A 12550-nucleotide genomic window follows, 5' to 3' on the forward strand; every position below is an offset into this window, starting at 1 on the left:
TTTTCTCCGCCTGTTTTAGTGGTTTCAAATTCAACCCGTTCCCGCCCCCGCCCCCCCGGGGGGGGGGGGGGGCCGGCGCGACGGTTTGCGGAAACGGATCCGGGGATCCGATCAGGCGGGCAGGACGACGACGCAGCGATTGGGCTCCTCGCCCTCCGACTCGCTGCGCAGTCCGGCCTCCGCGACGGTGTCGTGCACGACCTTGCGCTCGAACGGGGTCATCGGCTTCAGCTTGAGGGACGTACCCGCCGCCTTGACCTCTTCCACCGCCTCGGTCGCGATCTCCGCCAGGTTCGCCCGCTTGGCGGCACGGAAGCCGTCCACGTCGAGCATCAGCCGGCTGCGCTCACCGGTCTCGCGGTGCACGGCCAGCCGGGTCAGCTCCTGGAGGGCTTCCAGGACCTCGCCGTCGCGACCGACGAGCCGCTTGAGGTCGGCGCCGGAGGACGCGCTCTCGTCACCGGCGATCACCGAGACCGACGCGCGCCCGCCTTCGACGTCCATGTCGATGTCGCCGTCGAGGTCGGCGATGTCGAGCAGGGCCTCCAGGTAGTCCGCGGCGATCTCACCCTCCTGCTCCAGCCGGCTGATCTCCTCCGCGGTGAGCGTGATCCGACGCGAGGCGGCGGGTGAGTCGACGGCGGGGGTCGTGCCTTCCGTCACAGGGGAACTCCTTTGTGGACGAGTGAGCGAGTCGATGGAGGGGGCGGCCGGCCCGTCGAGGGCGGTCACTTCTTCCTCGGGTGCTTCCGGCTCTGGGTCTGCTTGCGCGGGCCGGCGTTACGCGCACCGGAGTGCGGCGTCCGCGCGGTCGAGCCCTTCACCGAGCCGTTCGAGCGCGCGGTGCCGGAGGTGCCGTTGCTCGCCGCCGTACCGCTCTCCGCGGTCTCCGCGTCCTCGCCGACGGCGGTGTCCGCGTCCTCTCGGGCCCGGGCCTTGCGCTGCGACTTGGTGAGCCTGGTCGGCTGCTGGCGCCGGGCGGCCTGGGCCTTGATCTCGGCCTGCTGGGCGTCGTACTCGGCCTGGTCCATCAGCTTCCCGTCGGGAAGCAGCACCTTGCCCTGCTTGCGCGCCTTCTCCGACAACTTCTCCTGCCGCACCTTGTACGCCGGGCTGCCGGGGGTGGGGTTGCGGTTGATCACGAAGAGCTGCTGACCCATCGTCCACACGTTGGTGGTGAGCCAGTAGACCAGCACGCCGACCGGGAAGTTGATGCCGAAGACCGCGAACATGATCGGGAACGCGTACATCATCAGCTTCTGCTGCTTCGCGAACGGGTTGCCCACGAGCGAAGCAGGGTCGGTGTTCTTCGTCATCAACTGGCGCTGCGTGAAGAACTGCGACCCGGACATCAGCACGATCATCACGATGGTGACGATCCGCACGGTGGTCAGGTCGGCGCCGAGGCTGGCGATCTTCGCCGCCGAGTCGGTGAACTTGGCGGCGATGGGGGCGCCGAAGATGTGCGCCTGCTGGGCGCTGTTCACCAGGTCGCGGTCGATCACGCCGACCGTGCGGTTCTGCGAGACCCGCTGCAGCACGTGGAACAGGGCGAAGAAGAACGGCGACTGGACCAGGATCGGAAGACAGCTCGAGAGCGGGTTGGTACCCGTCTCCTTGTAGAGCTTCATCATTTCCTGGGACTGACGCTCACGGTCGTCCTTGTACCGCTTCTGGACCTCCTTAATCCGCGGCTGCAGTGCTTGCAGTCCACGGGTCGCCTTGATCTGCTTCACGAAGAGCGGGATCAGGCAGATCCGGATGACGACCACGAGGCAGACGATGGACAAGCCCCAGGACCAACCGCTGTCCTTGCCGAAGATCGGGCTGAACAACGAGTGGAACTGAACGATGATCCAGGAGACAGCGGTGTATAGGGGGTCAAGAATCCCCACGGTCAAGCTCCTCGGGCGGTGGTGTTCGCACCGGGCGCGGGCTCGGTACGGCCGGTGCTGGACGTCTGCTGCCGCTCGTGCGGCTCCGACTCCGAGCGCGACTTCCGCTCGGGGAGTCGCCACGGTCGGCGTGTGCGCGGCGGCACAGGATCGACACCGCCAGAGTTCCAGGGGTTGCAGCGCAGGATGCGCCACACGGTGAGGTAGGTGCCCTTGAACGCGCCATGAACGGACATCGCCTCATACCCATAATGCGAGCACGACGGGTAGAAGCGACACACCGGCCCCAGCATCGGGCTGATCGTCCACTGATAGACCCGAATGAACCCCATGAACAGGTACTTCACGCCGTCGCTCCCGGCTTGGCCGCGGGCCGTTGCGGGCGGACCGCGACAGGGCGCCCGGCCCGGCCCAGAAGCCGGTCGAACGCTGCGTCCAGATCCCGGGCCAGGTCGGAGTGCTCCGCCTTGGCCGCGGGTGGCAATGCCCGTACCACGACCAGGCTACCTGCCGGAAGCAGGGCCATCCGATCGTGTATGAGGTGGCGAAGCCGACGCTTGACGACGTTACGGACAACTGCGGGGCCGACAGCCTTGCTCACGACGAAACCCGCACGCGGTGGTGGAGCGTGCTCCACCACCGCGTGCGGGTCCTCTGCCACGGATTGGCGCAGGGTGTCCGGCTCGGACGGCTGCGCGGTCGCCGGGGCGCGTTCGGACGTCACGGATCCGCTCGTCTCCTGTCGATGCAGGTGGACGACCAGATTCGGACGGCCGGCTCGACGCCCGCGGCGAACCGCGATCGCGAAGTCCTCGCGCCGCCTCAGCCGGTTATCGGCAGGCAGCACGGAGAGATCCGCGAACTCAGGCGGAAAGCTCCGCGCGGCCCTTGCGGCGGCGGGCAGCAAGGATGGCGCGACCGGCACGGGTGCGCATGCGCAGCCGGAACCCGTGGGTCTTCGCCCGGCGACGGTTGTTCGGCTGGAAGGTGCGCTTGCTCACTCGGGGGCTCCAGGATTTGAATCGTGGGCCGGCAGAAAAGACCGCCGGCCACCACCGTACGTCCGCATCGACATGATCTCGGACATGCGGCAGCGGTCGTCAGACAACTAGACCGGCCCACGGTACGTACCAACAGGCGACGGGGTCAAATGGGGGATCCGGGGCACGTCGCCCACCTGCGAAAACGCAGTCTCGGGCAGGCTGTACACAGCCTGTGGACAACGGGTTGAGCAGGCCGGTGGGCGCCACTACCGTGAACAGGTGGGTCGGACCGGAGCGCTCGCGCCCGGGGTCCGGGACACTGGGAGCCCTCCCGAGACCTGCGTCGATGCAATGAAAGAGCGTGCACTGTGGCTGACATCACCAGCGACCTCGCCGCAGTCTGGGCACGGTTCCTGGAACGACTGGCCACCGACGACTCGGTCACGGCCAAGGACAAGGGATGGCTCCAGCGCACCCAGCCGCTGACCCTCTTCTCCGACACCGCACTGCTCGCGGTGCCGAACGAGTTTGCCAAGGAAGTCCTGGAGACTCGGCTTCGCCAGGTGGTGACGGACGCGCTGAGCCACGGTTTCGGGCGGCCGATCCGGTTCGCGGTCAGTGTCGAGCCCGGTGCGGGCGAGCCGGAACCCGAACGGCACGAGCGTGCACCCCGGCACGACGAGTACAACCCCGGCCCCTACGGTCGCTCCTCCTATGGCGGCGACCGGTACGGCCGCGACGGCTATCCGCAGGAGCCGTACGGCCAGCAGCCGTACCGCCAAGACCGCGATCCGTACGCCGAGCCGCAGTATCAGCAGGACTACCCGCACGACCGCTACGCGCCCGGACCGTATCGGGATCAGCGCGACCCGCGCGACCCGCGCGACGCCAGGGACCCCCGTGATCCGCGGGACGCGCGTGATGCCCGTGAGCAGCGCGATCTGCGTGATCCCCGGGAACCGCGCGAGTCCCGGGACGCTCGTGATCCGCGCGATCCGCGGGACGCTCGTGACCAATATGGCTACGGGGGAAATGCGAACGGCGTATCCGATCACCCGGGAATCCCGCCTTCCGACGGGACCCTCTTCGCCGATCGCGAGGATCTGTTCGGGCCGCCCGGCTTTTCCACACCGTCCGTCCACAGCTTTGTGGATAATTCGACACATCAATCCGGCGACAGGGACCAGTCTTCGGGTGCCCCGCAGGCTCCACAGCAGGTCCCGCCGCCGCACCAGTCCCCGCCCGTGCCGCCGGTCGACGTGCCCGGCGGGCGACCGCTGCGGCTGGCCCGGCCGGGCACCGGGCGCGAGCACGGTGTGGTGGAACACGAGCCGGCCGCCCGGCTGAATCCCAAGTACCTGTTCGAGACGTTCGTCATCGGCTCCAGCAACCGCTTCGCGCACGCGGCCGCGGTGGCGGTCGCCGAGGCGCCGGCGAAGGCGTACAACCCGCTGTTCATCTACGGCGAGTCGGGGCTGGGCAAGACCCACCTGTTGCACGCGATCGGGCATTACGCGAAGAGCCTGTATCCGGGCACCCGGGTGCGTTACGTGAGCTCGGAGGAGTTCACCAACGAATTCATCAACTCGATCCGTGACGGCAAGGCCGACGGCTTTCGCCGACGTTATCGAGATGTCGATGTGCTGCTCGTGGACGACATCCAGTTCCTGGAGACCAAGGAGCAGACCCAGGAGGAGTTCTTCCACACCTTCAATACGCTGCACAACGCGAACAAGCAGATCGTCATCTCCTCCGACCGGCCGCCCAAGCAGCTCGTCACGCTGGAGGACCGGCTGCGGAACCGGTTCGAGTGGGGACTGTTGACCGACGTCCAGCCGCCCGAGTTGGAGACCCGGATCGCGATCTTGCGCAAGAAGGCGATCCAGGAGGGGCTCAACGCGCCGCCGGACGTCCTGGAGTACATCGCCAGCAAGATCTCCCGGAACATCCGCGAGCTGGAGGGCGCGCTGATCCGGGTGACCGCGTTCGCCAGTCTGAACCGGCAGCCGGTGGATCTGCAGCTCACCGAGATCGTGCTCAAGGACCTGATCCCGGACAGCGCGGGACCCGAGATCACCGCGACCACGATCATGGCGCACACCGCCGCCTACTTCGGTCTGTCCGTCGAGGACCTGTGCGGCACCTCGCGCAGCCGGGTGCTGGTCACCGCCCGCCAGATCGCGATGTATCTGTGCCGCGAGCTGACCGACCTGTCGCTGCCCAAGATCGGCGCCCAGTTCGGCGGGCGTGACCACACGACGGTGATGCACGCGGACCGCAAGATTCGTTCGTTGATGGCCGAACGGCGCTCGATCTACAACCAGGTGACGGAGTTGACGAACCGCATCAAGAGCTGAATCGGCACCCGCACACCGCTGAGAACCGGCCGGCGTTCCCCTTTGGGGCCGCCGGCCTTCACATGTGCGGTGTGAGCTTGGTCACAACGCCCGAATCGGGGCCGAGTTATCCACCGATCGGCGCCGTCCGGGACATCCACACCGTGGGGATGACGCATCGGCCCCCAAGTTCCCCACAATGGCTTCGGGAACCTGGGGAAAAAGCCGGCGAGCCGGCAGGTCAGGTTCCTGTGGTGATGTGGAATGGATTCCTCCACAGACTGTGGATAACTTTTCGGCCGCACACCGTCCACCGCCGTGTTGTCTGGTTGTCCACGTCCCGTCCACCGAAATTCGGGGCTTGTCCCCAGGTTGTCCACGGATCTGTCCACAGTCGGGCCGGTTTCACCCCTTACGGTGAATCCCGAGCCGAGTGGCGTCCGCCAGGGGTGGGGACAAGTGGTCCCCGACCTGGGGATTGTCTGGGGACAAGTGCGGGTACGCCTGGGGACGGTCTGTGGAGCCAATTCGGGCATCCACAGACACAGGGGGTTTATCCACGGGTTCACCCACACCTCGAAGTGGACAAAAAACCGGCCCTGACCTGCGCGTATACCGGTTATCCACGGTATCCACACCCCCTACTATTACGACCACACGTAGTTCAAGAGAGATCCACGGAAAACGGTCGGGTCGGGCCGAATCTGTGGACTGCCGGTTTGCCGGGGGCTGCGCGGGCTGTCGGCGCGGTGCGTCAGACTGTGTCCCGGTGGTAGGCCCCGACGGCCCGTCACCGATGCCGAACGAACGAACGGCAGACACACGACAGACAGACGGCCGGTAACGGCAGGAGGCGGTGAACCGGTGAAGTTCCGGGTCGAGCGTGACGTTCTCGCTGATGCGGTGGCGTGGACCGCACGCAGTCTCCCGGCGCGGCCGGCGGTTCCCGTCCTCGCCGGACTGCTCCTGGAAGCGGCGGACCAGCGACTGACGCTGTCCAGCTTCGACTACGAGGTCTCCGCCCGCGGCGGCGTCGAGGCCGAGATCGACGAGCCGGGCCGGGTGCTGGTGTCCGGGCGACTGCTCGCCGACATCTCCAAGAGCCTGCCGAACCGCCCCGTCGAGGTGTCCACCGACGGCGCCAAGGTGACCGTGGTCTGTGGCAGCGCTCGGTTCACCCTGCCCACCCTCCCGGTGGAGGACTACCCGGCGCTGCCGGACATGCCCACCGCCGCAGGGTCCGTCGAGGGCGACGTGTTCGCCGCCGCCGTGGCCCAGGTGGCCATCGCGGCCGGCCGCGACGACACGCTGCCGATGCTGACCGGCGTCCGGGTCGAGATCGAGGGCGACCTGGTCACCCTCGCCGCCACCGACCGATACCGGCTCGCGGTCCGCCAGTTCCACTGGAAGCCCGAGGCCGACGGCCTCTCCTCGGCGGTGGCACTGGTGCCCGCCAAGACCCTCAACGACACCGCCAAGTCGCTGACCCAGGGCGACAGCGTGCAGATCGCGCTGTCCGGGGACAAGATCGGCGAGGGCATGATCGGCTTCGAGGGTGCCGGTCGGCGTACCACCACCCGCCTGCTCGAAGGCGAATTCCCCAAGTACCGCGCGCTGTTCCCGGAGCAGTCGGAGACCGTCGCGACGGTGGAGACCGCGCCGTTCGTGGACGCGGTCAAGCGCGTGTCCCTGGTCGCCGAGCGCAACACCCCGGTGCGGCTGTCCTTCTCCGACGGCCGACTTGTGCTCGAAGCCGGTTCCGGCGACGAGGCGCAGGCCTCCGAGGCGATCGACGCGACGCTGGAGGGCGAGGAGATCTCGATCGCCTTCAACCCGACGTTCCTGCTCGAAGGGCTCAGCGCGATCGGCTCCCCGGTCGCCCAGATCTCCTTCACCACGTCCACGAAGCCGGCCGTGATGACCGGCAAGCCGGACGTCGAGGCCGAGGCCACCGACGAGTACCGCTACCTGATCATGCCGGTGCGCCTCTCCGGTTGATCCGGGCCGCGGCCGAATCGGCTCGCACCCGCGGCCGATCGGGCCGCGGTCGATCCGGCCGAATGGGCACCCGGGTTCGGGCTCATCCACCGTGCATGACCCCGCAGCAGCACGGGCAACCGCTACCCGCGTACCGTCGACGCGGTGAAAAGCCCCCACAAGGGGTGTGGACAGCGGCCTCGGCGGTGCCCCACCCGGCATCGCAGCAGCGAACGAAGGATTTCAGGATGCAGCTCGGACTCGTCGGCCTCGGCAAGATGGGTGGCAACATGCGCGAGCGTCTGCGCCGCGCGGGCCACACGGTGGTGGGCTACGACCGCAACGCGGAGATCGCGGATGTGCACAGCCTCAAGGAACTTGTGGACGCCCTCCCGACACCGCGCGTGGTGTGGGTGATGGTGCCCGCGGGTGCACCGACCCAGGCCACGGTCGACGAGCTCGGCGAACTGTTGTCCCCCGGTGACGTGGTCGTCGACGGCGGCAACTCGCGCTGGACGGACGACATCAAGCACGCCGAGGCGCTGGCCGCGAAGAACATCGGCTTCGTCGACTGCGGTGTCTCCGGCGGCGTTTGGGGTCGGGACAACGGCTATGCGCTGATGTGCGGCGGCGACGCCGCGAACATCGAGAAGGTCCAGCCGATCTTCGACGCGCTCAAGCCCGAGGGCCCGGCCGGTTTCGTGCACGCGGGCAAGGTCGGCGCCGGGCACTTCGCGAAGATGGTGCACAACGGCATCGAGTACGCGCTCATGCAGGCGTATGCCGAGGGCTGGGAACTGCTGGAGGCCGCCGACGTGGTCACCGACGTCCGCGAGGTGTTCCGCAGTTGGCAGGAGGGCACCGTCATCCGCTCGTGGCTGCTGGACCTGGCCGTGCGCGCGATGGACGAGGACGAGCACCTGGAGGGCCTGCGCGGCTACGCGGAGGACTCCGGCGAGGGCCGCTGGACCGTGGAGGCGGCGATCGACCACGCCGTTCCGCTGCCCGCGATCACCGCGTCGCTGTTCGCCCGATTCGCCTCCCGTCAGGACGACTCGCCGCAGATGAAGATGGTCGCCGCACTGCGCAATCAGTTCGGTGGGCACGCGGTCACCGCCGCGTCGACGCACAAGGGCGCCGACGCCCCGGGCGCCGACGTCTCGCCGCCGAAGGAGGCCGACGCGGGCTGAGCAATCGGCCCGCCCGCCCATGCATGTAGCGCATCTGTCTCTCGTCGACTATCGGTCGTACGCCCGGGTCGAGGTACCCCTCGAACCGGGCGTGACCGCATTCGTGGGCCCCAACGGCCAGGGCAAGACCAACCTCGTCGAGGCGATCGGCTATCTGGCCACGCTCGGCAGCCACCGGGTCGCCTCGGACGCGCCCCTGGTCCGACTCGGCGCCGAACGGGCGTACGTACGGGCCAGCATCGTGCGCGAGGACGGCCGCAGCGCGCTGGCCGAGTTGGAGATCAACCCCGGCAAGGCCAACCGGGCCCGGATCAACCGCTCGCCCGCGACCCGGCCGCGCGACCTGCTCGGCCTGCTGCGCACCGTGCTGTTCGCGCCGGAGGACCTGGCCCTGGTCAAGGGCGATCCGGGCGAACGCCGCAGGTTTCTGGACGAGTTGTTGACCGCGCGCACCCCGCGCCTGCTCGGCGTGCGCCAGGACTACGACCGGGTGCTCAAGCAGCGCAACACGCTGCTGCGCACCGCGGCCCTGGCCCGGCGGGCGGGCGGTGGGCGCAGCGGTGCGTTGAGCACGTTGGACGTATGGGACGAGCACCTGGCCGCGGCGGGGGCCGAACTCACCTTCGCCCGGCTCGATCTGGTGGCCGCGCTGCAACCGCTGGTGGACAAGTCCTACGACGCGTTGTCCACAGGCGGTGGACCGATCGTGCTGGACTACCGCAGTTCGATGTCGGAGGATCCGCTGCCCACCGACCGGGCCGGCATCCACGCGGTGCTCACGGCGGCGATCGCCGCCGGTCGGGCGGCCGAGGTCGAGCGCGGTCAGACGCTGGTCGGCCCGCATCGCGACGATCTCGTGTTGCGGCTGGGCCCGTTGCCCGCCAAGGGCTACGCCAGCCACGGCGAGTCCTGGTCGTACGCACTGGCGCTGCGGCTGGGCTCCTACGAACTGCTGCGCGCGGACGGCGGCGAGCCGGTCCTGGTGCTCGACGACGTGTTCGCCGAACTCGACGTCACGCGTCGCGCGCGGCTGGCCGAGATGGTCGCGCACGGCGAGCAGGTTCTGGTCACCGCCGCGGTGGCCGAGGATGTGCCGCCCGCGCTCGCGGGTGCGCGCTACGACGTCGCCGCGGGCGAGGTGCGAAGGGTCGAGGATGAGTGACGAGTCCCACATCGGGCCCGCCGGCGGGCCCGGGCGGGCCGAGCAGCCTCCCGCCGAGCCGACGCGCGGCATCGATCTGGCCCGCGCGGCGCTGACCCAGGCCCGTGCCCAGGCCCGGACCCGGCACGATCTTCGGCAGGACCAGGGTCAGGCCCGTCGTGGCTTGAAACGTAGTGGTTCGGGGCCCGACGACCGCGACCCGCAGCCGTTGCGGCAGATCATGGGACGCCTGGTCACCGAGCGCGGATGGCAGACTCCCGCGGCGGTGCACGGCGTGCTCCAGCGCTGGCCGGAAATCGTCGGCCCGGCGATGGCGGCCAACTGTCGCCCGGAGCGCTTCGAGGACGGCGAACTGGTGGTTCGCGCCGAGTCCGACAACTACGCGACCCACGTGCGCTGGCTCGCGCCGAAACTGCTCGCCCGCCTCAATCAGGAGCTGGGCGACGGCACCGTCACCTTCATCCGGGTGCTCGGCCCCGCGCAGGAGCGTCGCCGGGGCCAGTGGCGCGCACAGCCGTAGGCGATTTTCGGCCACGACCGGTACCGCTCGAATGCGCCCCCGAATGCGCCCGCGCACGCCCACGCGCCCGCTCGGTCGCGCCGGTGGGGGCGATGTGTCCGGTGTCATACCGGTCTGACACGCTGTTACCGTCCGGGTCGGTCGCACCGCGTGGACAGGCATGAGAGCGATTCGGGACCCCGGGGCAAGTAGGGGGACATGCGACAGGGCACATCAGGGCGCCACACGCGAACCCAGGCCCCTTGGGAACCCATCTTTGTGTCGCCCCGACCGGTAGACTGAAGCAGCAATACCGCTCATGCGGATCCTGTTTCGACTTCCGCGGCTCCGTGCCCGGGGGCGTGTCGGGCCGGCTGCCTGCCGTTCGACACACCCTGCCGATCCTGCTCCCGGGCAGGGAGCCGTGCTGTGCCAGAAAGGGCGCTTCGTGGCCGATTCCGGCAACCCCAAGGAGAATGACGTGGCCGGCTCGCCGGAAACCTCTGCCGCGCTCGACTCGCCGTCGTACGGCGCGAGTGACATCCAGGTCCTGGAGGGCCTCGACGCGGTCCGGAAGCGCCCAGGCATGTACATCGGTTCCACCGGTGAGCGCGGCCTGCACCACCTTGTCTACGAGGTCGTGGACAACTCGGTCGACGAGGCGCTCGCAGGGCACGCGACACACATCGAGGCGACCATTCTCGCCGACGGCGGCGTGCGGGTGGTCGACAACGGGCGTGGCATCCCGGTCGACATGCACCCGGTGGAGAAGAAGCCCGCGGTCGAGGTCGTGCTGACCATCCTGCACGCGGGCGGCAAGTTCGGCGGCGGCGGCTACTCGGTCTCCGGCGGTCTGCACGGCGTCGGCGTCTCGGTGGTCAACGCGCTGTCCTCGCGCCTGGCGGTGGACATCCGCCGCGACGGCTACCGCTGGACGCAGGACTACAAGCTGGGCACGCCGACCGCGCCGCTGGAGCGGCACGAGGCGACCGCCGAGACGGGCACCCAGGTCACCTTCTGGGCCGACGCGGACATCTTCGAGACCACGGTCTACTCGTTCGAGACGCTCTCCCGGCGCTTCCAGGAGATGGCCTTCCTCAACAAGGGCCTGACCATCTCGCTCACCGACGAGCGTCCGGACCACGTGAACGACAAGGGCGAGCAGCTCTCGGTCACGTACCACTACGAGGGCGGCATCGCCGACTTCGTGCGCTACCTCAACTCGCGCAAGGGCGAGCTGGTACACCCGTCGGTGATCGACATCGAGGCCGAGGACAAGTCCCGGACCATCTCGGTGGAAGTCGCGATGCAGTGGAACTCGCAGTACACCGAGGGTGTGCACAGCTTCGCGAACACCATCCACACGCACGGCGGCGGCACCCACGAAGAGGGCTTCCGATCCGCGCTGACCGCGCTGATCAACCGCTACGCGCGGGAGAAGAAGCTGCTCAAGGAGAAGGACGAGAACCTCGCCGGCGAGGACATCCGCGAGGGTCTGACCGCGATCATCTCGGTCAAGCTCGGCGACCCGCAGTTCGAGGGCCAGACCAAGGACAAGCTGGGCAACACCGAGGCCAAGACCTTCGTGCAGCGGGTCGTGCACGAGCACCTCACCGACTGGCTCGACCGCAACCCGAGCGAGGCCGCGGACATCATCCGCAAGTCGATCCAGGCCGCCACCGCGCGGATGGCCGCCCGCAAGGCGCGCGACCTGACCCGACGCAAGGGCCTGCTGGAGACCGCGTCGCTGCCGGGCAAGCTGAGCGACTGCCAGAGCAACGACCCGTCCAAGTGCGAGATCTTCATCGTCGAGGGCGACTCGGCCGGTGGCTCGGCCAAGTCCGGCCGGGACCCGATGTACCAGGCGATCCTGCCGATTCGCGGCAAGATCCTGAACGTCGAGAAGGCCAGGATCGACAAGATCCTGCAGAACACCGAGGTCCAGGCGCTCATCTCGGCGTTCGGCACCGGTGTGCACGAGGACTTCGACATCGAGAAGCTCCGCTATCACAAGATCATCCTGATGGCGGACGCCGACGTCGACGGCCAGCACATCAACACGCTGCTGCTGACCTTCCTGTTCCGCTTCATGCGGCCGCTGGTCGAGGCCGGGCACGTGTACCTCTCCCGTCCGCCGCTCTACAAGATCAAGTGGAGCCGGGACGACTTCGAGTACGCCTACTCCGACCGCGAGCGCGACGCGCTGCTCGAACTCGGCCGGCAGGCCGGCAAGCGCGCGAAGGACGACTCGATCCAGCGCTTCAAGGGCCTCGGCGAGATGAACGCCGAGGAGCTTCGGGTGACCACCATGGACATCGACCACCGGGTCCTGGGCCAGGTCACGCTCGACGACGCGGCCCAGGCCGACGAGTTGTTCTCGGTGCTCATGGGTGAGGACGTCGAGGCTCGCCGTTCCTTCATCCAGCGAAACGCCAAGGACGTCAGGTTCCTGGACATCTGACCCGCCGGGGGGATCCGCCGCAGCGCGGATGTCCACATCCGAGTCGG

11 protein-coding genes are annotated in these 12550 nt (G+C 68.5%); 6 read left to right on the forward strand and 5 right to left on the reverse strand.

Annotated elements, in window-relative coordinates:
* Positions 1 to 111: 111 nt before the first annotated feature.
* The 5 genes from ACFXMF_RS08095 to rpmH form a co-directional block, all read right to left on the reverse strand.
* A complete protein-coding gene (locus tag ACFXMF_RS08095) occupies positions 112 to 663 on the reverse strand; it encodes a protein jag (RefSeq protein WP_379991255.1) in 552 nt (183 codons plus the stop codon).
* 65 nt (positions 664 to 728) lie between these two features.
* Complete coding sequence (gene yidC, locus ACFXMF_RS08100) at positions 729 to 1895, reverse strand: membrane protein insertase YidC (RefSeq protein ID WP_360311333.1); 1167 nt, start codon at positions 1893 to 1895, stop codon at positions 729 to 731.
* A 2-nt stretch (positions 1896 to 1897) separates the two neighbouring features.
* Entirely contained in the window at positions 1898 to 2242 is a 345-nt protein-coding gene (gene yidD, locus ACFXMF_RS08105) for a membrane protein insertion efficiency factor YidD (RefSeq protein ID WP_020557146.1), read from the reverse strand.
* Positions 2239 to 2742, reverse strand: coding sequence for a ribonuclease P protein component (rnpA, locus tag ACFXMF_RS08110; RefSeq protein ID WP_360311331.1), 504 nt, complete (start codon positions 2740 to 2742; stop codon positions 2239 to 2241). Before rnpA ends, yidD begins: the two co-directional genes overlap by 4 nt.
* Positions 2743 to 2758: 16 nt before the next feature.
* Entirely contained in the window at positions 2759 to 2896 is a 138-nt protein-coding gene (gene rpmH / locus ACFXMF_RS08115; protein ID WP_010849920.1) for a 50S ribosomal protein L34, read from the reverse strand.
* Between the two features lie 350 nt (positions 2897 to 3246).
* Here rpmH and dnaA point away from each other — a divergent pair, with 350 nt between their 5' ends.
* The 6 genes from dnaA to gyrB all read left to right on the forward strand — a co-directional run bounded on the left by dnaA (position 3247) and on the right by gyrB (position 12503).
* Positions 3247 to 5235, forward strand: a complete 1989-nt coding sequence (dnaA, locus tag ACFXMF_RS08120) for a chromosomal replication initiator protein DnaA (RefSeq protein WP_379991256.1) — start codon at positions 3247 to 3249, stop codon at positions 5233 to 5235.
* A gap of 843 nt (positions 5236 to 6078) precedes the next feature.
* Positions 6079 to 7212: a DNA polymerase III subunit beta gene (gene dnaN / locus ACFXMF_RS08125; RefSeq protein WP_360311326.1), complete on the forward strand. Its 1134-nt coding sequence runs from the start codon at positions 6079 to 6081 to the stop codon at positions 7210 to 7212.
* Between the two features lie 227 nt (positions 7213 to 7439).
* A complete protein-coding gene (gene gnd, locus ACFXMF_RS08130) occupies positions 7440 to 8381 on the forward strand; it encodes a phosphogluconate dehydrogenase (NAD(+)-dependent, decarboxylating) (protein WP_360311324.1) in 942 nt (313 codons plus the stop codon).
* 19 nt (positions 8382 to 8400) lie between these two features.
* Complete coding sequence (recF, locus tag ACFXMF_RS08135; protein ID WP_360311322.1) at positions 8401 to 9543, forward strand: DNA replication/repair protein RecF; 1143 nt, start codon at positions 8401 to 8403, stop codon at positions 9541 to 9543.
* On the forward strand, positions 9536 to 10063 hold the full coding sequence (locus ACFXMF_RS08140) for a DciA family protein (protein WP_360311320.1): 528 nt from the start codon (positions 9536 to 9538) through the stop codon (positions 10061 to 10063). The genes recF and ACFXMF_RS08140 overlap by 8 nt, the downstream gene beginning before the upstream one ends.
* Positions 10064 to 10466: 403 nt before the next feature.
* On the forward strand, positions 10467 to 12503 hold the full coding sequence (gene gyrB, locus ACFXMF_RS08145; RefSeq protein ID WP_360311318.1) for a DNA topoisomerase (ATP-hydrolyzing) subunit B: 2037 nt from the start codon (positions 10467 to 10469) through the stop codon (positions 12501 to 12503).
* The last annotated feature ends 47 nt before the right edge of the window (positions 12504 to 12550 follow it).

This window comes from Embleya sp. NPDC059213, from assembly GCF_042754445.1.
Classification (GTDB): Bacteria; Actinomycetota; Actinomycetes; order Streptomycetales; family Streptomycetaceae; genus Embleya.